20 protein-coding genes are annotated in these 23,258 nt (G+C 74.9%); 4 read left to right on the forward strand and 16 right to left on the reverse strand.

Translation table 11 applies throughout. The annotated features are described in order from the left end of the window. The first annotated feature begins 19 nt into the window (after positions 1 to 19). Positions 20 to 337, forward strand: a complete 318-nt coding sequence (locus KV557_RS22105) for a hypothetical protein (protein ID WP_218202867.1) — start codon at positions 20 to 22, stop codon at positions 335 to 337. Between the two features lie 37 nt (positions 338 to 374). Here the strand turns inward: KV557_RS22105 and KV557_RS22110 are convergent, their stop codons facing one another. From KV557_RS22110 to KV557_RS22170, 13 genes are all read right to left on the reverse strand, one after another. Continuing rightward, positions 375 to 1,217 carry a hypothetical protein gene (locus KV557_RS22110; RefSeq protein ID WP_218202870.1) on the reverse strand — a complete coding sequence of 281 codons (843 nt, stop codon included), beginning with the start codon at positions 1,215 to 1,217 and terminating at the stop codon, positions 375 to 377. Then, positions 1,214 to 3,007, reverse strand: coding sequence for a GMC family oxidoreductase (locus KV557_RS22115; RefSeq protein ID WP_308130008.1), 1,794 nt, complete (start codon positions 3,005 to 3,007; stop codon positions 1,214 to 1,216). Before KV557_RS22115 ends, KV557_RS22110 begins: the two co-directional genes overlap by 4 nt. Beyond that, positions 3,004 to 3,423: a hypothetical protein gene (locus KV557_RS22120; RefSeq protein WP_256177763.1), complete on the reverse strand. Its 420-nt coding sequence runs from the start codon at positions 3,421 to 3,423 to the stop codon at positions 3,004 to 3,006. The genes KV557_RS22115 and KV557_RS22120 overlap by 4 nt, the downstream gene beginning before the upstream one ends. A gap of 198 nt (positions 3,424 to 3,621) precedes the next feature. Next, a complete protein-coding gene (locus KV557_RS22125) occupies positions 3,622 to 4,668 on the reverse strand; it encodes a TIGR03617 family F420-dependent LLM class oxidoreductase (RefSeq protein ID WP_218202873.1) in 1,047 nt (348 codons plus the stop codon). A 105-nt stretch (positions 4,669 to 4,773) separates the two neighbouring features. Continuing rightward, positions 4,774 to 5,637 (reverse strand): ABC transporter permease subunit, encoded by an 864-nt coding sequence (locus tag KV557_RS22130; RefSeq protein WP_218202874.1) that lies wholly within the window; start codon positions 5,635 to 5,637, stop codon positions 4,774 to 4,776. Further along, complete coding sequence (locus KV557_RS22135; protein WP_218202876.1) at positions 5,634 to 6,557, reverse strand: ABC transporter ATP-binding protein; 924 nt, start codon at positions 6,555 to 6,557, stop codon at positions 5,634 to 5,636. Before KV557_RS22135 ends, KV557_RS22130 begins: the two co-directional genes overlap by 4 nt. A gap of 170 nt (positions 6,558 to 6,727) precedes the next feature. Beyond that, positions 6,728 to 8,155, reverse strand: coding sequence for an RtcB family protein (locus KV557_RS22140; protein WP_308130009.1), 1,428 nt, complete (start codon positions 8,153 to 8,155; stop codon positions 6,728 to 6,730). Positions 8,156 to 8,176: 21 nt separating this feature from the next. Further along, positions 8,177 to 8,638, reverse strand: coding sequence for an archease (locus tag KV557_RS22145; RefSeq protein WP_218202878.1), 462 nt, complete (start codon positions 8,636 to 8,638; stop codon positions 8,177 to 8,179). 125 nt (positions 8,639 to 8,763) lie between these two features. Further along, positions 8,764 to 10,014, reverse strand: a complete 1,251-nt coding sequence (locus tag KV557_RS22150) for a styrene monooxygenase/indole monooxygenase family protein (protein WP_218202880.1) — start codon at positions 10,012 to 10,014, stop codon at positions 8,764 to 8,766. An 87-nt stretch (positions 10,015 to 10,101) separates the two neighbouring features. Next, positions 10,102 to 10,854: a thioesterase II family protein gene (locus tag KV557_RS22155; RefSeq protein ID WP_218202883.1), complete on the reverse strand. Its 753-nt coding sequence runs from the start codon at positions 10,852 to 10,854 to the stop codon at positions 10,102 to 10,104. Positions 10,855 to 11,025: 171 nt separating this feature from the next. After that, positions 11,026 to 11,562 carry a GNAT family N-acetyltransferase gene (locus KV557_RS22160; protein ID WP_218202884.1) on the reverse strand — a complete coding sequence of 179 codons (537 nt, stop codon included), beginning with the start codon at positions 11,560 to 11,562 and terminating at the stop codon, positions 11,026 to 11,028. Further along, positions 11,556 to 12,143, reverse strand: a complete 588-nt coding sequence (locus KV557_RS22165; protein WP_218202886.1) for an O-methyltransferase — start codon at positions 12,141 to 12,143, stop codon at positions 11,556 to 11,558. Before KV557_RS22165 ends, KV557_RS22160 begins: the two co-directional genes overlap by 7 nt. A gap of 130 nt (positions 12,144 to 12,273) precedes the next feature. Then, the gene (locus KV557_RS22170; RefSeq protein WP_218202888.1) at positions 12,274 to 12,954 is read right to left on the reverse strand and encodes an AAA family ATPase; all 681 of its coding nucleotides are present in this window, start codon (positions 12,952 to 12,954) and stop codon (positions 12,274 to 12,276) included. Positions 12,955 to 13,060: 106 nt separating this feature from the next. Between KV557_RS22170 and KV557_RS22175 the strand changes: the two genes are divergently transcribed. Both KV557_RS22175 and KV557_RS22180 read left to right on the forward strand, forming a co-directional pair. Next, the gene (locus KV557_RS22175; RefSeq protein WP_218202890.1) at positions 13,061 to 14,602 is read left to right on the forward strand and encodes an AMP-binding protein; all 1,542 of its coding nucleotides are present in this window, start codon (positions 13,061 to 13,063) and stop codon (positions 14,600 to 14,602) included. Positions 14,603 to 14,753: 151 nt separating this feature from the next. Beyond that, on the forward strand, positions 14,754 to 14,933 hold the full coding sequence (locus tag KV557_RS22180; RefSeq protein WP_218202891.1) for a hypothetical protein: 180 nt from the start codon (positions 14,754 to 14,756) through the stop codon (positions 14,931 to 14,933). A 19-nt stretch (positions 14,934 to 14,952) separates the two neighbouring features. Here KV557_RS22180 and KV557_RS22185 read toward each other — a convergent pair whose 3' ends face one another. From KV557_RS22185 to KV557_RS22195, 3 genes are read right to left on the reverse strand one after another with little or no spacing between them, the layout of a single operon-like run. Continuing rightward, on the reverse strand, positions 14,953 to 15,939 hold the full coding sequence (locus KV557_RS22185; protein WP_218202894.1) for an ABC transporter ATP-binding protein: 987 nt from the start codon (positions 15,937 to 15,939) through the stop codon (positions 14,953 to 14,955). A 49-nt stretch (positions 15,940 to 15,988) separates the two neighbouring features. Next, positions 15,989 to 18,778, reverse strand: coding sequence for a hypothetical protein (locus KV557_RS22190; RefSeq protein ID WP_218202896.1), 2,790 nt, complete (start codon positions 18,776 to 18,778; stop codon positions 15,989 to 15,991). Continuing rightward, positions 18,775 to 22,122, reverse strand: a complete 3,348-nt coding sequence (locus tag KV557_RS22195; RefSeq protein ID WP_218202898.1) for an FtsX-like permease family protein — start codon at positions 22,120 to 22,122, stop codon at positions 18,775 to 18,777. The genes KV557_RS22190 and KV557_RS22195 overlap by 4 nt, the downstream gene beginning before the upstream one ends. 383 nt (positions 22,123 to 22,505) lie before the next feature. Here KV557_RS22195 and KV557_RS22200 point away from each other — a divergent pair, with 383 nt between their 5' ends. Next, a complete protein-coding gene (locus tag KV557_RS22200) occupies positions 22,506 to 23,228 on the forward strand; it encodes an ABC transporter ATP-binding protein (protein ID WP_218202900.1) in 723 nt (240 codons plus the stop codon). Positions 23,229 to 23,258: the final 30 nt, after the last annotated feature.

Raw genomic sequence — 23,258 nt, forward strand, 5'->3', positions numbered from 1 at the left:
CGCACGTGCGCCGCTCGCCGTGATCGCCCTCGGCACGCTGCTGCCGGGAATCGCGTACTGGCTGGTCCACCGGAGCGCCGAGCCGGCCTTCCACACGAGCCCGACCGGGCTGTTCTCGCTCACGGTCCCGGTCGTCACGGCCGTGGCGCTGGTCCTGCCGCCCGGGGAAGCGCGCGAAGGCCTGGGGGCGGGCGCGTTCCTGCTCGGGATTCCGGTGCTGGCGGCGGCCTACGGGAACGCCGACCCGCTCTCGGAGGCGGTACGCCTCCTGGCGGCCACCGGCGTGACGTGGGCGCTGGCCTGCGGGGTTCGGGTGGCGCTGCGCCGGGCGGCCTGATGTCTCTTCCGGCGCACCGTCCGAGTGGGACGTGCCGTCACCGGATGTAGTAGGCGCGGTTGTGCGCGGCGACCGGTGGGGACTGGTAGGTCCAGGCGCCGGCGGCCGGGGCGTCGGCGATGAGGTGGGCGAGGTCGCGGGCGGACGCCTCGGCGGGGTTGCCGAGGTCGAGGCGGATCCGCTCGGCGGTGCGGTCGTCCAGGGCGTAGTAGCGGTAGGGCTGGTAGACGTTGAGCGGCCCGGCGAGCAGGCGGCCTTCGTCGTCGGTGCCGTAGCCGGTGATCGGGGTGTTGTTGACGGATTCGGCGGTGAGGCCCACCAAATCCGCCTCGATGGCGAGGAGTTCCTCGTCGTGGCGGCGCAGCCCGTCGGGCCCGAGGGCGGCCCGGCGGCAGGAGACGGACCATCGCTCGCGCACGGCGGGTGCGTTGAGGGAAGGGAGGACGGTCTCGAACCAGCCGGGGTACTTGGGCTCGGCGTAGAGCCGGCGGCCGGCGTCGATGGCGAGCGGGTTGTCGCAGAGCACGTGCAGCCGGGCGATGCCGAGCAGCTTGGTCTGGTCGTAACCCCGGGCGTACTGGCCGTAGTTGAGTTCCGGCAGGCGCTCCTCGGCGAACGCCGGGTGGGCGACGAGGTTGATCTCCACCTCCTGGGTGATGCCGCCGCCACCCGGGTACTGGGCGAAGTAGAGCTGGTAGTTGAGGGACACGCAGGCCCGGCCGTCGAAGAGGGCGGGCGTGAGCCCGGGGTGGCGCTTGCGGAGCAGTTCGCGCGCCCGGTCGGGCTGGATCAGGTAGTCGACTCCGATGTTGTGCAACGCGCCGTAGTGGAACGGGAGGTGGTACGGCTCGGGCACGGGCGGGAGCGGAAGGCCGGTCATGGCGTCTCCATGGGGTGTCGGGCGGCCCGGGTGCCCGCCGTCAGCGGGCGGTGCAGGTCCAGCAGGTCGTGGTGGATCCGTTCGGCGCTGCGCAGGGCGAGCGCGGCCATGGTGAGCGAGGGGTTGGAGGTGCCGAGCGAGGGCATCGAGCCGCAGCCGACGGCGTACAGGTTGGGGTGGTCCCAGCAGCGCTGCCACTGATCGACGACGGAGGTGGCGGGCGAGTCGCCCATGACGTGGGTGCCGCCGGCGTGGCCCGCGCCCCGGTAGCCGTACACCGCTCCGCCGTGTTCGAGGCGGCCGGGCCATTGCGGTCCGGCCGGGTAGGCGGTGTGGTCCTCGGCGCCGAGCAGCGCGAACAGCTGGTCGGAGACGGCCCGGGCGGAGGCCATGCCCTGCCGGACGTACTCGGTGAGGTCGTAGTGGATGGCCGGGCGCGGGAGTCCGAGCGGGTCGCGCCGGTCGGGGTCGAGGGTGACGCGGTTGGCCGGGTCGGCGGGCTGTTCCAGCTCGAACTGGAGCGAGAACTGGCGGCCCAGCCGGTCGCCGAGGCTCCCGCGCAGTTCCTTGCCGCGCAGTCCGGCGGCCAGCAGCGCGGCGGCTTCGGCCGGCGGCGCTCCGCCGGCCCAGGACCAGCCCCAGTTGCCGATCTCGATCCGGAACGGCGCCCGGAGCTCCCGGCCGGGGCCGAAGCGGAACGCCTCCAGTCCGCTGGTGGAGCCCGGCCCGCGGTAGGGGCCGACCGGGCGGGGCATCAGCCCCCAGGTGAGGAGGGCGGGGTGGTCCATCAGGTTCCGGCCCACCTGGTCGCTGCGGTTGGCGAGGCCGGAGAGGAGCAGCAGCCGGGCGTTCTCGATCGCGTGCGCGGCGAGGACGACGAGGTCGGCGTCCGCGCGGTGCACCGCGCCGCCGGCCAGGTACTCCACCCCGGTGGCCCGCCCGGTCACCGGGTCGGCGAGGACCCGGCTCACCACCGCCTCGGTGCGCAGCTCGATGCTCGCGGACCACCGGGCCTGGGTGCGCAGCGGCGTGTACTTGGCGCCGGTCGGGCAGACCGGGACGCAGCCGGCGCTCCCGGCGCAGACCGGGCCGGGGGAATCGCCGGGCGACGTGGGCCGGGTGGGCAGGCCGTTGCGGGCGTGCGGGGTGGCGGTGACGGCGAGGCGGGCCGGTCCGGGCATGGCCGGGTCGCGGACGGTGCGGCCGTCGAGGGCGTGGGCGAGCTGCCGGTCGAGGTAGCTGGCCGGGATGGCGCGCATCGGGAACGCGTAGTCGTCCGGGATCGGCAGCCCGACGGCCGTGCGCTGCTGCTCCGCGTCGGCGGCGACGCCGAGTTCGTGTTCGGCGGCACGGTAGTGGGGCTCCAGGTCGTGGTAGCCGATCGGCCAGTTGCGGCCGTGTCCGAGGTCGCCGGTGCGGAAGTCCTCGGGGTGCATGCGCGGGGTGAGCCCGGTCCAGAGCAGTCCGGTGCCGCCGTTGGTGCGCAGGTAGCCGCTGGCGTAGGGCAGCGGGCCGTGCTGGAGGAGGTAGCCGGTGGCGGTGAAGCCGCCGTCGGGGCGTCCCGTGAGGTCACCGACGTCCGGGGAGGGCGCGTGCGGGTTGTGCGGGTACGGCGAGGTGGGTGTGCCGCCGCCGGCCGCGCGGTAGGCGGCGGCGGTGTCGGGTGCGCTGTCGGCGGTGCGGCCGGCTTCGAGGACGAGGACCCGCCAGCCATGTGCGCCGAGGCGTTGGGCGACGAGCGACCCGGCCATGCCCGCGCCGACCACGACGGCGTCCCAGCGTGCGGTCACCGCTCCTCCCCTCCCCGCGGCGGTTCGGCCCAGCTCCCGTGCCCGGGCGCGGCGGCGCCCGGTGGGTCGGCGTGGAACGTCCGCCACACCAGGCCCCGGTCGTACGCCCGGGTCGAGGTGGGCGCTTCCCCCGGCCAGGCGCCGACGTACCAGAGGTGGACGAGCGCGTGCTCGTCCCGGACCCGGTGCGCCAGGGTCGTGCGGTGGTGCTCGTGTGCCATGCCGGTGGCGCGCAGCTCGGGCTCGTCGAAGCCGGTCAGGCCGGCGCAGACGCGGAGGAACTCGTCGAAGTCGGAGAGTTCGTCGTGATCGTCCAGGTCGACCAGGTCGTCCACGTTGTCCGGGTCGTCCAGGCCGGTCAGGTCGTTCAGGTCGTTCAGGTCGTCGAAGTCGGCAGGTTCGTCGTACGCGGTCAAGCGGGCACCCCCACGGTCGTCGACGGGTGGCCAAGACATGACAGGCCGACAGAACCGCGCGACGCGGCTCCGCACTACCTGCCCCCGCGATCCTGCCGCCCAAAGCGACACCTGAGGTCGCGATGCCCGAAAGCGACCGGACTTGGCCGTTTCCCGTCTGATCAGAGGCGCATCCCGCCCACAGACCACCGATTCCGGTCAGTCCAGCGCGCGGACCGCCTCCAGCACGTCCAGGCCCAGGGTCGGGTCCGCGTCCTCGGGGAGGCTCACGGACAGGCGGGTGACCAGGCCGACGTAGCGGCGGTGGATCTCGCGTGCGACGTCCTCGACCGGGCCCGCCACTGCGAAGGTGTCGAACACCTCGTCGTCGATCAGGGCGGCCATCTCCTGCCACCGTCCGCGCACCGACAGCGGGTGGAGGCGCTCCTGGAGGTCCTCCCAGCCGTGCTGGGCGAGCACGGGCCGGTAGGCGGGCGTCGAGGCGTAGAAGGCCAGGCGCTCGCGGACTCCGGCGCGGTTGGCCTCCAGTTCCTCCTCCGTCCGGCCGGTGGCGGTGAGCACGCTGCCCGCGATCTCGAAGGGCCTGCCGGTCCACGGGGCGCCCTCGGCCTCGGCCTGTGCGCGGGCCTCGGTCAGGCCCGGCAGCACCTGTTCGGCCAGGTAGGCGGGCGAGGAGAACGGGTGGCTGAGGAAGCCGTCGGCCACGGCGCCGGCCGTGCGGGTCATCAGCGGCCCGACCCCGGCCAGCAGGATCCGGGGCACCCCGGCGGGGACCGGGTCGGGCGAGAACACCGGCGTCATCATCGTGTGCGTGTAGAACTCGCCGCGGAAGCGCAGCCGTTCGCCGGTCTGCCAGCTGTGCCAGATCGCCCGCACCGCCTGCACGTACTCGCGCATCCGCGCGGCCGGCCGGTCCCACGGCATCCCGAAGCGCTTCTCGATGTGCGGCTTGACCTGCGAGCCCAGCCCGATGACGGCCCGTCCGCCGGAGGCCGCGTGCAGGCCCCAGGCCTGGTACGCCAGGGTCATCGGGGTCCGGGCGAAGGCGACCGCGATGCCGGTGGCGAGCTCGATCCGCTCGGTCCGGTCGGCCGCGCGGGCCAGCTGGAGGAACGGGTCGTACGCGGTCTCGGCGACCACCAGCCGGTCCATGCCCCGCTCCTCGGCCCGCGCGGCGGCGTCGAGGATCCCCGCCGGGTGCCCGGAGGCGGTGGCATCGAGGCGGAAGGCGGGCGGACGGTCCATGGCGGGGCTCCTGATCACAGCTGCGGTGGTACCCCGGTAGCCTGCCATGCCTTCAGCCCTGTCACTGCTCCCGCGGGTCCGCCTCCGCCGCCCAAGCGCTCGTGCTCAGATCGCCAGGTCCCGGCGCTCCAGCAACCGGAACGCCGCCAGCAACCCCACCGCGCCCACCGCCATCAGCACACCGAACGACGCCCACGGCACACCCCCATGGGCCAGCACGTCCCCAGGCGTGTAGTAGTGGAACGGGCTCACGTAGCGCAGCGGGGCGGCCGGGGACCAGGCCAGGGCGACGAAGTTGAGCGCGAAGCCCACCGCGCCGAACGCCACCGCCGCGCCGATCACGTACGCCCGGCGCCGGGTGAACGCCGAGACCGCCAGCACCGGCCCGGTCAGGCTGAACGCGAGGGCGCAGCCCATCAGTCCGGCGACGAACACCCCGCCCTCCGGCACGGCGGCCCGCAGCGCCGGCGAGGCCGCCACGCCGAGCGCGATCGTCAGCGTCGCCGCGGCGCTGAGCAGCACCGAGGCCGCCACCAGGGCGCCGGTCCGCTCGGCGAGCAGTCGGCGGCGCGAGAGCGGCCGGGTCATCAGCAGCTCGATCGTGCCGGATTCGACGTCGGCCGCGACGGCGGCGGCGCCGAGCGAGCCGATGACGGTCAGCTGGAGGGCGATCCAGAACGGGTGGGTGAGCCCGGCGCCCAGCAGCCCGGGGTAACTCGCGATGGAGACGTCCCCGTTGGAGCCGCTGAAGGCCTTGAAGGCGCCGGGCGGGGTGCGGCGGGCGCCGAACAGTTCGCCGGGCGGGACGGTGCTGGTGATCACCACGATCAGGGTCTCGAAGACAACCATGCCCAGCAGCAGCCCGAACAGCATCCGGCGCCGCCGGTGCAGGGCGAGCCAGACCAGCGGCAGGCGGCGGCTGACGGTGCTCGGGCGCCTTTTCATGAGTCGCTCGCTCCGCTCGCTCATGGCCGATCCTCGGGGTCGGAGTTGCGGTAGAGGTCGAGGAACGCCTCGTCCAGGCCGGCCTCCTCGACGGTCAGGTCCGCCACCGGCAGCTCGGCGAGCATCGCCCGCACGGCCGCGACCACCTCGTCCGGCGGCACCAGCAGCTCCACCCGGGGCCCGTCCCAGCGCGGCGACCACCGCTCGGCGGCCCCGAGCGGCCGGGCGCCCCGCCCGTCGGCGAGGACGAGCCGCACCCGCCGGGCCCGGGCCTGGCGCAGCTCGGCCACCGAGCGGACGGTGACCAGGCGCCCCTGCCGGACGATCGCCACCCGGCCGCAGGTCCGCTGCACCTCGGGCAGGACGTGGCTGGAGAGCAGGACGGTCCGCCCGGCGGCGGTCTCCTCGGCGAGCAGTTCGAAGAAGGTCTCCTGGACGAGCGGGTCGAGCCCCTCGGTCGGTTCGTCCAGCACCACCACCTCGGGCCGGTGCTGGAGCGACTGGACGAGCCCGAGCTTCTGCTTCATCCCGCGCGAGTACTCCCCCACGGCCCGGCCGAGGTCGGCGCGGGTGAGTGTCAGCCGGTCGCAGAGTTCGCGCTGACGCGGCACCGGGGCGCCCTGGAGGGCGGCGAGCAGGTCGAGCGTCTGCTGCCCGGTGAGTTCGGGGTAGAGGCGCAGTTCGCCGGGCAGGTAGCCGACGGACGGGGCGAGCCGCCGGTGGTCGGCCACCGGGTCGAGGCCGAGCACCCGCACCTGCCCGTCGCTCGGTTGGAGCAGCCCGACCAGGCAGCGCAGGGTGGTGGTCTTGCCCGCGCCGTTGGGCCCGAGCAAGCCGAACACCTCCCCTGCGGCGACCGTGACGTCCAGCCGGTCGATGCCGACGGTGGCGCCGTAGCGCTTGGTGAGCGAGCGCAGTTCGATCACCGGTGTGCTGCTGGGCATGGCCCACCTTCCGTGGCGGCTGCGGCCGGGTCGGGCGGCCCGGGGACATCAGAGCTTTCCCCGGTGGGCGGGTCGAGCAACACCGCCGGGCCGGGTTTCCCCTGTCGCCCGGGCTCACCGTCTGCAGCTCATCCTCTGCAGCCCACCGTTTGCAGCTCACCCCTTGCACCTCACCCCTTGCAGACGCCCAGCGGCACCAGCCGGGCCACCTGCTTCGCGAGCCCCGCGCCCTCGGTGACGGCGGCCACCGCGTCGACGTCCTTGTACGCGTCCGGCGTCTCCTCCGCCAGCGCCCGGTACGAGGCGGGCCGGACGGCGATGCCGCGCGCCTCCAGCTCGCTGTGCAGCCGCTCACCGCGGACCATCCGCAGCGCCTGGTGCCGGCTCCAGACCCGCCCGGCGCCGTGGGCGGCCGAGCAGAACGCGTCGTTGCCGGGCAGGCCGACCATGACGTACGAGGCGGTGCCCATCGTGCCGGGGACCAACACCGGCTGGCCGGCCCGGACGAGGTCGGCGGGCAGGCTCGGGTCACCGGGCGGCAGGGCGCGGGTGGCGCCCTTGCGGTGGACGCACAGGTGCCGGGTGACGCCGTCCACCTCGTGCGTCTCCAGCTTGGCGAGGTTGTGCGAGACGTCGTAGACCAGCTCCAGCCCGACCCCGAGGGCGGTCGCGAAGGCGCGGCGGGCCGCCTCGGAGAGCAACTGCCGGTTCGCGCGGCCGTAGTTGGCGGCAGCGATCATGGCGCCCAGATAGGCCCGGCCGCGCGGCGAGTCGACCGGGGTGCAGGCGAGCTGACGGTCCGGGACCTCGATCCGGTAGCGGTGCAGTTCGCGGTCCATGGCGCGGACGTGGTCGGTGCAGATCTGGTGGCCGAGGCCCCGCGAACCGCAGTGGATCATGACGCAGACCTGGCCCTGGCGCAGTCCGAAGGCGGCCGCCGTCTCCGGGTCGTGCACCGTGTCGACCGCCTGCACCTCCAGGAAGTGGTTGGCCGAGCCGAGGCTGCCGACCTGCTGGAGACCGCGCTCGACGGCGCGGGTGCTCACCTCGCCCGGGGCCGCGCCCTCCAGCACCCCGCGGTCCTCGCAGCGCTCCAGGTCGCGCGGCACGCCGTGGCCGTGCTCGACGGCGTAGCGGGCGCCGCCGAGCAGCAACTCGTCCATTTCCTCCGGCCCGGACAGCCGCCACAGGCCGCCGCGCCCGAGGCCGCGCGGGACGCTGCGGTCGAGCAGGTCCATCAGCCGCCGGATGCGCTCGTGGTCGAGCTCGTCCCGGGCGACGCCGGCCGCCAGCAGCCGGACCCCGCAGGAGATGTCGAAGCCCACCCCGCCCGGCGAGACGACGCCGCCCTGCTCGATGTCGGTCGCCGCCACCCCGCCGATCGGGAAGCCGTAGCCCCAGTGCACGTCGGGCATCGCGAAGGAGGCACGGACGATCCCGGGCAGGGTGGCCACGTTCGCCACCTGCTCCAGCGCCTTGTCCCCGGCGGCCTGCGGCAGCAGCTCCCGGGTCGCGAACACCACGCCCGGCACGCGCATCGCCGCCTGTGGTTCGATCCGCCAGCGGTACGGGCCCTCCTCGGTCAGTACGATCTCCACGGTGCTCACCCCGCTCCGCGTTCAGACGTCGACGGTCACCCGGCCGGTCCAGCCGCCGGGGCTGGCGCGCAGGTCCAGGCCGTGCAGCGAGACGGCCTTCGGCACGGCTCCGACCAGGGCGGCGGTGGCGGTGTCGGCCATCCGGAAGCGCACCTCCATGGCCCGCCCGCCCTCCGCGTCCCGGATCGCGCCGAGGGCGAGGGCGGCGGGGAGTTCGCCGTCGGCGTCCATCCGGTAAATAACCTCCTCCAGGACGCCGGCGAGCAGGTCGGCGTCACTCGCCGCGATCACGGTGCAGGCGCGCTCGCCGGCCGGGCGGGCCGCGGAGAGGTCGGCGAAGCTGTCGACGACGGCGCGGACCACCTCGCCGATACAGCCCTCGGCCGTCGCCGACCACGCCTCGACCTGCAGATCCGCCGTGTGCGGCACGGTCCGGTGTCCGCTGCCCGCCCGCGGCTGCGCCCCGGGCTCCCGACCGTCCACGACCGACGCCTCCCACCCACCCGTTGCCGTCCCCCTCCCAGCGTCGCCCCGCGCCGGGGGCGAGGCAAGGCCGGGGCGAGGCAAGGCCGGGGAAGGCGGTCACCACGGGTGACCGGCCGAGCGCCCTACCCGCCCACCGACGCCAGATACGCCGCCGTCAGCTCCGGCGTGGCCAGCCACGCCGCGTAGTCGCTCGGCTCTGCGTACGTGTTGGCCAGCCGCCTCGCCACGGCCTCGTCGTGGCCGGCAGCGGCGAAGACGCTCTGCAGGTGGTCCGGCACGGTGAGCATCGTGGCGGTGAACTCGACGGTGTGCCGGGCGTGTTGCTGCCAGAACGCCTCCGCCGTCGCGCGCATCCACCCGGACGTGAACGGCGCGTCCCCATGCGCGATGATCGCCCGCAGGTAGGCCTCCGCCGCCCGCGCGGCGCTGTTGGCGCCCTGCCCGGTGATCGGGTCGTTCAGCACCACCGCGTCACCGAGGCCGAGCACAGGCTCCCCGTCCCCGCCCCCGTCGCCGCCCGGCCCCAGTGAAGCCACCGACCGCCGGACCGTCGGCGTCACCGCCCCGAACAGGCCGGCACCCGCATCCGTCGGCTCGGCCTCCGTCCACAGCTCCGCCTCCCACGGCAGGTACTCGCCCAACAGCTCACGGATCCGGCCCAGTTGGGCCGCCGGCCCCGGCCGGTCCCCGAACCGGTCCAGCGGGCCGCCGGGCAGCGCCTCCCAGAGCAGGATCGCGCACAGACCGGAGAGCGTCAGGGCGGGCTGGAGGTACAGCTCGCCCAGCCCGGGGAGCGCGTGCATCCGTGCCCGTGGCTCGGCGGCCGGATCCGGCGAGCCGACGCCGTGCACGTAGAGGCAGGACAGCGCCCGCTGCGGCCGGTCGAACGGCGAGCGGGCGGCGTCGCGTTCGAAGATCCCGGCCAGATCGCCGCGCCCGGCCGCGACGACCGTCAGCTCGTGCCGTCCGCCGAGTTCGCGCAGCCCGTCGCGGTCGAGCGTGCGGTACTCGACCCGGCCGCCCCGCTCGTCCAGCAGCTCCAGCCAGCGCGCCAACTTGAGCCGCTGGTCGACGGACTGCGCCGGCTCGTCCAGCGTCATGGTGAACTCCAGCGCCCGCACGGCCGGCGGGACGGCGAGCACCGAGGAGACCGAGGAGACGGCGGGCGCCTCGTCCGCCCACAGGTCCAGCCCGGCCGCCGCCTCGATCCGCCGCGCCGGGCCGAACATCGCCTGCGTCGACAACACCCGCCCGCCCCGCACCTGTTCGGGCGTGCGCTCCGCGACCAGCGTCACCTCGTACCCGGCCGCGACCAGCCCGAGGGCGAGTTGCAGGCCGGCCTGGCCCGCTCCGACGACGGCGATCCGGCGCATGGCAGCCCCAACGGCTCGGCTGATGGAACGTCAACCAGGCACAGTAGCCGAGCCGTCGGGCGCGGTCACCGGGGCTGCCCGGCCGAATCAGCCGCGCAGGTGCGCGGCGAGCAGCTCCAGCACGGGCGGGGCCTGCTCGGTCAGGTAGAAGTGCCCGCCGGGGAAGACCCGCAGGTCGAAGGCGCCGGTGGTGTGCCGGGCCCACGGGGCGGCGTCATCGGCCGTCGCCCGTTCGTCGTCGTCCCCGACGAGGGCGGTGATCGGGTGCGGCACGATCGCGTCCGGCGCGCACTGGTAGGTCTCGATGGCCGTGTAGTCGGCCCGCAGTGCCGGGAGGATCAGGGCGCGCAGCTCCGGGTCGGCGAGAAGGCGTTCGTCGGTGCCGCCGAGCTCGCCGATGTGGGCGAGCAGCGCGTCGTCGGACAGCTGGTGCACCTCGGTCTCGCGGGGCCGGGAGGGCGCCCGGCCGGCCGAGACGAAGATGTGCTCCGGCCCGGCCACGCCGTCCCGGGCGAAGCGGCGGGCGACCTCGAAGCACACCGCCGAGCCCAGACTGTGCCCGAACAGGGTGAGCGGCCGGTCCGCCCACGGCCGCAGTTCCTGGTACACCTGCTCCGCGAGCTCCTCCACCGAGTGGATCGTCGGTTCGGCGAACCGGTTCTGCCGGCCCGGGTACTGGACGACGAGCACGTCGGCGTACGGGGACAGCGCGGTGGCGTAGTCGACGTAGAAGCTCGCGGAGCCGCCCGCGTGCGGGAAGAAGACGATCCGGGCGGGCGCGGAGTCGGCCGGGCGGAAGCGCCGGAACCACGGGCTGTCGACGGCGGCACTGCTGGGCATGCGGGGTGACCTCATCTCCGGGATACGGACTCTGCCGCTCCCAGTCTTCCAGCTTCCCGGACCGCCCCCAGGGTCACCTCACGTCACTCCGTCACCACTCCTCCGACAGGTCGGGCTTCTCGGGCCCGTCCGGGTCCGTCACCCAGCCGGCGGCGCGGGCGCTGCTCGGGGTCAGGAGCTGACGTATTGCTCCTGGGTCAGTTCGTGGACGCGGACGGGGCGGCCGGTGGCGGGGGTGATCGTCTCGCGTTCCACGCGCATGCCCAGCTTGGCCATGACGCGTTCCGACGCGACGTTGCCGATCTGGGCGATGCTGACGAGCCGGTCCAGGCCGCAGTCCTCGAAGGCGAAGCGGACGGCGGCGGTCGCCGCCTCGGTGGCGATGCCGAGGCCCCAGAACGGGCGGCCCAGCCGCCAGCCCACCTCGACGGCCGGCAGCACCTCGGGCAGGAACCGGGGCACGGCGAGGCCGGTGAACCCAGCCAGTTCACCGGTCTCGCGAAGCTCGACGGCGAACAGGCCGAAGCCCTGCTCGTCCCACAGGCGCTCGAACATCGCGGTGCGGACGCGGGTCTCCTCCTCGTCCAGCACTTGGCCGTCGCCGATCCACCGCATCACCTCGGGGTCCCCGTTCACGGCCGCCATCGGCGCCACATCCGCCTCGCGCCAGCGCCGGAGGAGCAGCCGGGGCGTCTCGATCGTCACCATGCGGTCCGCTCCCGCTTCACGCCCAGAACGACGGAACCGGTGGGGGTGGTCAGCACCTCGGTGGCCTCCAGATCAGGATGGGTCAAGTAGTACAGCCGGAGTTCATCGACCTCGCCCTTGAAGAGGGGCGGCCAGGCGGGCGAGGGGGTGAAGTCGTCCAGGAGGAGCAGGCCCCCAGGCGCGAGGAGGTCGACGACGTGCCGGGGATCGTCGCGCTTGCCGCCGCCGTCGCAGAAGAAGACGTCGAAGGGTGCGTGCTCGTCCAACAGCCGCCAGTCGCCGGCGATCACACGCACGCGGTCGTCGTCAGCGAAGAGCGCGGCGGCGCTATGGGCAAGGCGCTCGTCACGCTCGGCGGTGACCAGCCGCGCACCGGCGCCGAGCCCGCTGAGCAGCCACGCCGTCCCGACCCCCGCCCCGGTCCCGCTCTCCGCGACCACCCCGGCGGGCTTGGAGGCTGCGGCCAGCGCGAGAAGCCGCCCCACCTCGGGGGTGCAGCTCCGCCCGAACCCGCTCGCCGTGGCGACCCGGTGGGCGGCCAACACGCGTGGCGGGACGACCCGTTGCGCACCGCTGAGCATCTCCCGGCCCCCTTCCGTGAAGGCCTTGATCCTACCGTCAACTTGACCCAGCCGTAGACGACCGGGCTTGTGGGCAGATAGCAGATAATCGATTCCCCCCGGGCGTGAACGCCCGGGGTCCCTCGCTGGATCACCCTGAACCGTATGGCCGCGCGGTGCCGCCGGCAGGCGGCTGGGCAGCCCCGGGCCCGAAGCGCACCGCCTCAGGGCGGGAGCGGGAGGCGGCGTCGAGGAGCAGCACGGACGCCGCCTCCGGCACCGGGGTCGGGGCTCCGGACCGGACGTGGCGGGTCAGGGCCGCCAGCAGGGCGTCCAGGCCGTGCCGGTGGCGGGCGAAGGTGCGGGGTGGGGCGTGGCGGCCGCGGGTGCGTTGGCCGTCGAGGGCGGTGGCGGGTCCGACGTCGAGCAGGACCAGGTGCAGTTCGCGCCCCTGCCGGGCCGCCTCGCGGGCGAGCCGGCGCCGCATCCAGGCCCGGCTGCCGCAGTCGTGGACGAGCAGGGGACCGCCGCGCCGGACCGAGGTGCGCAGCAGGCGGGCGTGTTCCAGCCGGGCCCACGGCCGGTAGACGGCGTACGGCAGGCTCGCGGGCATCACGGCTTCGCACGCCTCGTGCACGGCCCTCGGATCAACGGTCGCCACAGCCTGCCCGGACCAGCGGCGCAGCAGCGTGCTCTTCCCCGCCCCCGGGAGGCCCGACACGACCACCACGGCATCCGCCGGATACCGCACCGTGAACGCCGGGCCGGCCGCGCCCCGCAGGTCGACGACGCCGTGCGGCACCGTCTCCGTTCCGTCCGTGGTGCTGTTCATCGGTCCCCCCGTTCGTACTCGGACGGGAACCCTAGCAACCCAGCCCGCAGAGCCTAGGGTGGCCTCCGACATGATGGATCGTCAGCAGGCGGAGAGAGGGCAGAACGTGACCGCGACCCCGACGTACACCGGGCTGGTACTCGCAGGGCTGGCGCGTGATCCGGGGCGGGTGGCGATCCGTTGCGACGATCGGGCCCTCACCGCGCAGGACTGCCTGGACGCCGTGTACCGCCTGGCGCGGGCGCTGGACGGGGCCGGGCTGCGACGCGGGGACGGGGTGACGGTGCTGGCCGGGAACCGGCCGGAGACGGTGCTGGTGCGGCTGGCCGCGAATCTGCTGGGGTGCCGGGTGGCGATGCTGTACCTGGACCGCCCGGTCGCCGACCAGGTGGCGATGGCCGAGAACGCCCGCACGGCGGCGCTCGTCTTCGATCCGGCCGGGCTGGGGACCGTCGCCGCCCACATCGCCCGGGCGCTCCCCTCCGCCGGCCTGTTCGCGCTCGGCCCGACGGCCCTCGGCACGGACCTCCTGGAGCTCGCCGCGCCCCTCTCCCCCGCGCCGCTGCCGCCCCGCTTCCGGCCCGAGGACGTGATGGCGGTGCGCTTCACGGGCGGGTCCACCGGCCGGCCGAAGGGGGTGCTGCGCCGGTTCGCCCGGCCGCCGAGACCGGAGTTGGTGGCGGCGTCGGTGTTCCTGCTCTGTACGGCGCTGTGCCACGGCGGCGGGACGACGGCGGACCTGGCGCTGGCGGCGGGTGGCACGGTGGTGCTGCAGGAGGGGTTCGCCGCCGACGCGGTGCTGGCGGCGGTGGAGCGGTTCGGGGTGTCGCGGGTGTACCTGCCGCCGCATCTGCTGTACCGGGTGCTGGATCATCCGATGCTGTCGCGGACGGACCTGGGGAGCCTGCGCCGCGTCTCGTACACGGGCTGTCCGGCGTCCCCGCAGCGGCTGGCGGAGGCGACCCGCCGGCTGGGGCGGGTCCTGTACCAGACGTACAGCCTGACGGAGTGCGGGCCGGTGACCAGGCTGACCCCGGACGAGCATCTGGACCCGCGGCTGCTGACCACCGCCGGGCGCCCGTTCCCGGACACGGACGTGCGGATCCTGGACGAGGGCGGCACTCCGCTGCCGCCGGGCCGGACCGGGGAGATCTGCGTCCGCACCCCGACGGCGATGCAGGGCTACTGGGAGAACCCGGAGTTGACGGCGCAGGTGCTGCGGGACGGCTGGCTGCACACCGGGGATCTGGGCAGCCTGGACGCGGCGGGCTATCTGACGGTGGTCGGGCGGCGCGAGCGGATGGCGATCGTGGACGCGCACAACGTGTTCCCGAGGGACGTGGAGGGACCGCTGCTCGCGCACCCGGAGGTCCGGGAGGCGGTGATGTTCGCGACGACGGGGCCGGACCGGCTGGAGCGGGTGCACGCAGCGGTGACGACGGCGCCGGGCGCGCGGGTGACGGAAGAGCAGTTGCACCGGTGGGTGCGGGAGCGGAGCGGTCCGCTCTGCGCGCCGTCGTCGATTCTCGTGTTGCCGGGGATTCCGCTCGGCGAGACCGGGAAGCCGGATCTGGGCGCCCTGCGTGCGCTGGTGGACGGCCCGACAGGGTACGCGTCCGCCACCCCGGGGGCGCGCGGAAGGATGTAACGCGCCCCACCGATGCTTCGAGCGCCCGCGCGGGCGACCTCTCGCGCGGCGGTCGGCGGGAAGAACCGCCCTTGGACACTCGACCGTGCGAAGCGAAGTGCCGATAGATCCCCGGCGGCGTTCCCTCGCACCGTCCCCAGGAGGCACTTCCGTGACCTGGCTACGCGTCCTGACCGCAGTCGGCATCCTCGCCGTGGCGGCCAGTGCCCTGCTCGTCTTCGCTCTCTGTACCGCCGCCGCCCACGGTGAACGCGCGGGAACCGACGCGCCCGACCTCCGCGAGGAAGCCGAGCGCAGCGGGCTCTTCCAACGGATGGGCGGCGATTGCTAGCGGCGAGGGCCGGCGCCGATCAGTGCCCGGCCAGGTCGTCCGGCCGGACCTCGATGTGGTCGGCCGCGAGGTCGACCGCCACCCGGTGCTCCATGCCGAGCGCCTCCAGGAACTTGACGGGCAGCTGAACCCGCCCGGTACGGTCCAGCATCACGTACTCGCGCTCGTTGACCGACTCCTCGCCGTGCTCGTCCGTCACCGTGCGGCGCAGCACCTCGCTGCTGGTGCGGCCGTCGCGGATGGCGACGGTGCGGCGGACCTCGCCGGCCACCATCGGGTCGTGGGTGACGATGACGACGGTGGCGCCGAGTTCGCGGTTCACGGTGCGGAAGGCCTCGAAGATCACCGCGCCGGTCTCGGAGTCCAACTCGCCGGTGGGCTCGTCGGCGAGCAGCACCGGCGGGTTGTTGGCCATCGCCACCGCGATGGCGACGCGCTGCTGCTGGCCGCCGGACAGCTCGTTGGGGCGGCGGTGGGCGAGGTCGCCGATCTCCAGCGCCGCCATCAACTCGGCCACCCGGGCGGCCTGCTGGGCCCGGCCGGCCCCGGCGCGCCGGCCGCGCAGCTGCATCGGCAGGGCGATGTTCTCGGCGGCGGTGAGGAAGGGCAGCAGGTTGCGGGCGGTCTGCTGCCAGATGAAGCCGACGACCTCGCGGCGGTAGCGCAGCCGTTCCCGGACGGACATCTCCAGCAGGTCGCACCCGGCGACGGTCGCCGTGCCGGCGGTGGGGACGTCGAGCCCGGCCAGGATGGTGAGCAGGGTCGACTTGCCGCTGCCGGAGGCGCCGACGAGGGCGACCAGGTCGCCCTGGTCGATGGTCAGTTCCAGGCCCTGGAGCGCCTGGACCTCGATCCCCTCGGCGCTGAAGATCCGGACCAGGCGGTCGCAGACGATGGCCGCGCCGGCGCCGTACGCCTTGGGCGAGGCGGCGGCGAGGGCCCGCTGCTGGAGCTCCTGGAGGGTGGGGGCCTCTGCGACCGTCCGCTCCTGGGGGGTGCTCTTCACCGCTCGTCTCCCATCTCGGTCACAACATCGGTCACAACAGCGGTCAGGTTCATCGCTGGTCCCCCGCCCGCAGTTCGGCGGCGATCTGGCGCCGCCCGGAGACGACAGTCTCCACCACCACGCCCGCGCAGACCACGAGCGTCAACCCGGCCGTGGGCAGCAGCACCGGCAGCAGGTCGGGCGTCAGCTGGTCCCCGACGTGGACGCCGACCAGCGCCGACAGGTCGAACGCGGGGCCGAGCAGGCCGACCGCCGCGAGCGCGACCAGGGCGCCGCCGAGGGCCGCGGCCAGGGTCTGCGGCAGGGCCTCGGCGACGATGAGCGCGAGCCCCTGCCGGGGCCGCAGGCCCATGGTGCGCAGCCGGGCGAGCACCGCCGCGCGGTCGGGGGCGGCCCGGAAGAGCGTCAACAGGACGGCGAGCAGGGCGAATCCGGCGGCGGCGCCGACCGAGGACCAGAACAGCCGCCCGGCCGAGCGCTGGAGCGGGTCGGCGGCGAGGTCGGCGGCCACCTTGGCGCTGGTGCGCACGGTGTAGCCGCCGGGCAGCGCGTTCGGGTCCCGGTTCTCGGTCTGGGCCGCCTCCCGGATCACCTTGGCGAGGCCGACGGCGCTGGTGACGCCCCGGTCCCGGACCAGGTCGGCGAACTGCGCGGCGTTGATGTCGCCGACGCCGAACCAGCCGTTGAGCCGCTTGAGTTCGGGGAGCCGCGCGGCGGCCGGGCCGGCCGGCAGGACGAGGAACGGCTGCAGGGAGTCCGGGAGGGCGGGGGTGGCGTCGACGCGCCCGGCCGGGGTCGTCAGCAGTTCGCCGCCGCTGGGGGTGCGCAGCCGGTACGGCCGGCCGGACAGCTTCTGGCCGAGCGCGCTGCTGACCAGGGCGGGCACCGGGGTGTCGGGGCCGCCGGGGGTGCCGGCCAGCACGGCCGGGTCGAACTCGCCGACCCCGACGGTGCGGGCGATCTCGGCGTAGGCCGTCGGGTCCACGACCACGAGGGTGACCCGTGTGGAGTCGATGTCGGTGCCGATGAGGAAGGTCTGCGTCTCGGTCCAAACCCCGGTGGCGGCGCGGACGCCCGGCAGCGCGGCGGCGGCCGGGGCGAACGCATCCGGCAGGGTGGCGTCGGGAGGGAGGGCGAGCGAGACGTCGCCCCCGACTGCGACCCGCGCGGCGCCCGTCCGGACGCCGTCCACGTCGCTGAGGACGGTGGCCCCGAAGCCGGCGGTGGTGACGGCGATCAGCAGGGCCAGCAGCGGGAGCACGGAGGGCCGGCGGCGGCCCGAAGTGTCGCGGGCGGCGCGGGCCAGGCCGAGGAAGCCGACCAGGCCGCGCCCGCGTCCGGCGAGGGCGGCAAGCCAGCCGACCGCGATCGGCTGGATCCGGGCCAACAGGACGCCACCGGAGAGCGCGAGCAGCAGCGGGGCAGCGACCAGCAGCGGGTCCACGCCGGTGCCGGCGGGGGCGACGCCGCGTCGGCGGACCTCCGCCACGGCGGCGGCCGTGAGCACCAGGACGAGGAGTTCGCCGACGACGCGGCGCCGCCCGCCCGGGGCGCGCGGCGCGGACCAGAGCAGCGCGGCCCGGGCCGGGGAGGCCAGCAGGGCGAGCAGGGCGGTCACGGCGGCGGCGAGCACGGCCCCGCCCCAGCGGGGGGTGGGCAGCAGCACCAGGGCGAGGGTGGTGGCGAGCACGGCGGCGGGCAGGACGGTCACCGCGCCCTCGCCGAGCAGGCGCAGCAGCACGCCGCCGCGGGAGCCGCCGCGGGCCTGGAGCAGCCGCAGCTCGGCGGTGCGCCGGTCGGTGACGAGGGCGGCGGCCAGACAGAGCACCACGGTGGCGACGCCGGCCACACCGGCCGGGCCGATCGCGGCGAGCGGTGCCGCGGCCTCGTACCGGGCGGTGGCCCGGGTGAAGACGCCGGGCAGGGAGGAGTTGACGGTCAGCTTGGCCCGGCCGGTGTCGCGTTGGAGCGCGGTGGCGCCGGGGCCCGCCATGTAGGAGCCGACGGCGTCGCGGATCTCGCCGAGTCGGTCGGCGCGCGGCGCACCGGTGTCGAGGGGCATCCGCCAGAAGTCACTGGCGCCGTTGCCCCAGGCGAAGAGCGCGTCCAGGGCCGTTCCGTCGGCGATGCCGCTGGTCTTCCACAGCAGTCCCTCCACGCACGCGTGGGTCGGGCAGGGCAGGTCGCTCCAGTACGGATCGTCGGGGTCGTTGGCGCGGTAGAGGCCGACCACCTTGGTGCGGAGGGGGCCTTTCACCTCCTCACCGTTGTCGAGGACGTCGCCGAGCCTGATGCCGATGGTCTCGGCGGCGGACTTGCTGATCGCGATCGGCAGCGGTTCGCCGGGGGCCGCCGGGCCCGGCCAGGCGCCGTCGGTCAGCGTCGCGTGGTCGGCGAAGCCGTGCAGGTACAGCGCGCCGAGCTTGGGCGGTGATTCGCTCAGGCGGGCCAGGCCGGGGTTGAGCATCGGGCGGGAGTGGTTGGCACTCATGCCGAAGACCGGGCCGGACGGGGCGAGCGGCAGGTCCCGGCCGATCCGGGCCGTCAGCTTCCCCTTCACGGAGTCGAGCGAGTCGGCGTTCTCGTCACGCTGCGGCGGGGCCGTGGCGACCAGGCTGGTCGCCGGGATGCCGCGGTCGTGCAGGAACCGGCGCAGCGCGTCGTCCGCGCCGCGGTCGACGGCGCGCGGGAAGGCCGCCGCCAGGAAGACGGTGCCGAACGCGAGCGCCGCCATGAGCAGCGCGGCCAGCGGCGTCGCGCGCAGGCGGGTCCGCACCCACGGCGCGGGGCGGTGGTCGGTCCGGGGGCGGGGCACGGTGGTGCCGGCCTTGGCGGTCACATCTCCTCCACGTGGCGCAGCCGGGCGGCCACGTCTCGACGGCGGCGTCCGGTGAGGAAGGCCGACAGCAGGGGGACGACGGCGATGGCGGCGGCGAGCAGGAGGGCCTGGCCGGCCGGCAGCTCGATCAGCGCCTCGGGCATCGGGCGGCGGGCGGCGGGGGTGAGCACCACCAGGGGCACGATGAGGTGGACGAGCAGCGTGCCGAGGCCGAGGCCGACGGCCCCGCCGAGGCCGACCAGCACGGCCTGTTCGGCGGCGGCGGTGCGCATCACCTGCCGGCGCGGGGTGCCCAGGGCGAGCAGCAGCGCGGAGTCCCGGGAGCGCTCGCGGGCGGAGCCGGCCACGGCGGCGGCGAAGCCGATCGCGGCGAGGACGGCGGTGACGAACGCGATGGCGATCAGGGCGCTCTGCGGGGCGGCGCCGACCGGGTCGCCGAGGAGGTCACCGACGGTGTCGTCGTACAGCTGGACGGTCTGGACTCCGGGTGCGGCGCGCAGGGCGGCGGCGGCCTCGGCGGGGGTCCGGTCGTCCGGACCGGTGGCGGGCAGCCACCATTCGACGTGGCCGGCCAGGTCCCTGCCCTGAGCGGCGAGCAGGCGGGAGGTGGTGGCGAGGTCGACGGCGAGGGCGCTGGTGCCGACGACCGGCAGGGCGTCGACGACGGCCGTGACCCGGACCGGGAGGACGATCCCGGCGAACGGCACACTGACGGTGTCGCCGACCTTGGCGCCGACGGCCTTCAGGTAGTCGTGGGTGGCGACGCCGGTCAGGTCCTTGGGGGCGGTGGCCCCGGCCGGTCCGAGGGTGGCGCGCAGGGCATCGCCCCGGCCGTTCGCGAAGCGGTAGCGGAGGGTGAACAGGCGGGTGGCATCGACCGGTTCGGCGCCGAGTTCGGCCGCCGGGCCGGGCTTCGACCCGGACCTGGCGACGACGTCGGGCACGGTCGTGCCCCAGCCGAAGCCCGCCGGCACCGGGACGGGCGCCGCGGGGCCGTCGGCGGTGTCCGAGACGGACAGGCGGTGGATCGTCAGCTCGCCGTCGGTGCGGTCGCCGAAGGAGACGATCACGCCGACCAGGGTCAGCGGCGCCGCGACCGAGCCGATCGGGGCGTCCACCAGCGTGCTCAGGGCGGCCGACGCGCGGACGTCGCCGTTGAACGGCAGCACCGAGAGCGGGGCCTTGTGCGTGAACCCGAACCGGTCGCGCAGCAGCAGCCTGGCCTCGGGGCGGACCGGGGCCGGGAGCATCCCGTTGGGCAGCGGGGCCTCCTCGTCGTGCTGGCTCACGGAGATCTCGGCGTCGATGCGCAACGGCCGGCCGGGCAGCGGGATCCCGGCCTGCGGCCCGGTGGGCGCGGGCTGGGCGAGCGGGGTGAACAGCTCCTGGCGGGAGTGCCCGGCGAGCAGGTCGGGGCGGACCGGGACGCGCTCGGCGAAGGCGGCGCTGTCCACGGCGAGGAGCTGGCCCGTGCCATTGGGCAGCGACTGCTCCTCGCGGACGACCGGGACCAGCCGGTCGCCGCCGGGCAGCGAGCCGTAGTGGCCGCCCTGGCCCATCAGGGAGGTCTGCGCGCCGGAGATGCGCAGGCCGCCGGCCGTGGCGAAGGCGGCCTGGTCGCGCTGGGAGGCGGTCCAGGTGGCGTGCTGGCCGAGCGCCAGGACGCCGGTGGCCACCGCCATCACGAGCAGCAGCACGGGCCCGGTGGCGCGGGCGGGCCGGCGGGCCAGCTGCCAGCCGACCAGCGCCGGGCCCAGACCTCGGCCGCGCGCGGCGATCCGGGCGCCGAGGCGCGCGACGAGCGGCAGCAGGCGCAGCACGACCAGGGTGCCCGCGCACAGTGCCAGGGTCGGGGCGGCGACCAGGAGCAGGTCGACGCCGAGCTGCCCGGAGGAGTCGGCCGACAGCCCGCTGCCGTACTGGGTGAGTTGCTGGTACGCGAGGGCGGCCAGGGCGAGTATGGCGAGGTCGCCGCCGTTGCGGGCGACCCCGGCGACCAGCGCCTGGCGGCGGCCGGTGCGGGCGCGCAGGGCGGCGCCGGCGCCGCGCAGCAGGCTGGGGACGGTGGCGAGCAGGATGCAGGCGAGGGCGCACGCGGCGGCGACCGGCCACAGGGTCCAGCTGATGCCGGTGTCGAGGGTCACCCGCCGGGAGCGGCCGAGGCCGGCCAGGACGCGGACCAGATACGGCGTCAGCAGCGGCGCGAGCAGGGCGGCGGGGAGGGCGAGCAGCAGCGACTCGACGGCGGTGAACGACCCGAGCCTGGCTCCGGAGGCGCCTCGGGCGGCGAGCAGCTCGTTCTCGGTCTCCTGCCGACCGGCGATCAGGTGGACGACGAGCAGCAGGGCCGCGGCGGCGAGGACGCTCAGCTGCAGGGCGCCGATCAGCAGGGTGGACCGGGCGACCAGCATGCTGGAGGCCAACTCACGCATCATGTCCGGCAGTTCGGTGGTCGCCTGGAGTCCGGCACTGCTTCGCAGCTCGACGGCGAGGGCCTGGGAGCGGTCGCCGATGGCGTTCGCGGCGGCCTCGTCGACGCCGGCGAAGTCGGCGTCGAGCAGCCAGGCGCGGCTGTCCTGCGGCAGTCCGGCGGCGGTGAACGCGCTCTCGTCGACCAGCATCGGGCCGTAAGTGGTGAAGCCGCCGGTTCCGACTTCGTGACCGCCGACCGGGTCGAGCCGCCAGTACGCGTCGGCCGGGTCGACGGCGCGGTAGACGCCGGTGATGCGGACGGTCTGCGGGGCGCCGCCGTAGCGGTCGTCCAGCTTGACGTCGGCGGGCAGCGCCTCGGCGGTGAGGCCGAGGCGGGCCAGCGTGGTCTGCGGGACGGCGGCCTGCGGTGCGGCGGACTGTGGGGCCGGGGACTGCGCGGCGGCGGACTGCGGGGCCGCGGACTGGGCAGGGCCGGACGCGGCGGCGGGCCAGGCGCCGGCGAGGAGGCGGACGCGCGTGCGGTCGAGGTCGGCGAGGACCGTGAGGTCGGGCTTTGCGGTGCCCCCCGGGCCGCCGGGGCCGCCGTCGACGGCGCCGCCCGGCAGACCGTAGGAGCGGCTGCGGATCAGGCTCCGGGTCTGCACGGGCAGGTCGCCGAAGAGGCGGGACCGGTACGCGGCGAGCGCGGGCTCGTCCTTCGCCTGCTTCTCCAGGCCGTGCTGGGCGGTGACCAGGACCGTGGTCCGGGCGTGCCCGGAGCCCTGGAGCGCCTGCCGCAGGCCGGCCTCGCCGACGCTCCGGTTGAACGCGACCAGCGCCGTGAGCACGGCCGTCGTGATCAGGACCGTGAGCAGGACGGCGCCGGCCAGCGGAAGTCGCCCGCGCAGTCGGCGCACGACGAAGCCGAGCATCGAGTTCCTCCCCCGGTACGGTCCCAGATACCGCCCGTCGACCCGATCCGGGCACGGGTCGGCCACGGATGGACACGTCTTGGGCACACCGATGTGGTGATCCCCAGCGCTTGATCACCGGATAGCGGACGATGCTGTCAGATTCGATCCAGGAACGGAAGGGACTTGCGCGAATCAGGTAAGTAATGAGCAAATTCCTTGCATTGCCCGCGCGCATCGACCGTGTCCGGGTGGTGGCACATCGTCAGTACGCCATGCACACTTCACCAATTCAGCCGTTTCGGTGGGCGCGGGGCATTAACGGGCGAGTCGCACGCACGGGTTCAACAGCGGGTTCAACTCCTGTGCGGATTCACCGGAACAGATACCAAGGGGGACGCCGTATGACGCAGCAACCGGCCGTCACCGCCGCCGCACCGATGGTGGCCGTGACCGATCTCCAGCGCAGCTTCGGCACCGGCGAGCGGACCGTGCACGCCCTGCGCGGCGTCTCGTTCGAGGTCGGATGCGGCGAACTCGCCGCGCTCAAGGGGCGATCGGGCTCGGGCAAGACCACGCTGCTCAACCTGGTCGGCGGCCTGGACGCGCCGACCGCCGGCACCATCGCCCTCGACGGCACCGACCTCGGCAGCCTCGACGAGGACGGCCGGCTCGCCCTCCGCCGGGAGCGGATCGGGTTCGTCTTCCAGTCCTTCGGCCTCATCCCGATGCTCACCGCCGCCGAGAACGTCGGCGTGCCGATGCGGCTGCGCAAGGTAGCCGCCGCCGAGCGCGAGGAGCGCGCCCGCACGCTGCTGGCCCTGGTCGGCCTCGCAGACCACGCCAACCAGCGCCCCGGCGAGCTCTCCGGCGGGCAGCAGCAGCGCGTCGCCATCGCGCGCGCCCTCGCCAACGAGCCCGGCCTGATCATCGCCGACGAGCCGACCGGCCAGCTCGACTCGGAGACCGGCCGCGCGATCATGCAGCTCCTTCGCGCCGTCGTCCGCAGCGAGGGCGTCACCGTCCTGGTCGCCACCCACGACCCGACGCTGATGGAGCTGGCCGACCGCGTGATCGAACTCCGCGACGGACGGATCGTCGGGCCGGAACCGGCCGTGGCCCCTTAGCCGATCGGCCCTAACGTCAGCCCAACCAGT

Origin of the sequence: Kitasatospora aureofaciens (assembly GCF_019192735.1) — a bacterium.
In the GTDB taxonomy this organism is placed as follows: Bacteria; Actinomycetota; Actinomycetes; order Streptomycetales; family Streptomycetaceae; genus Kitasatospora; species Kitasatospora aureofaciens_A.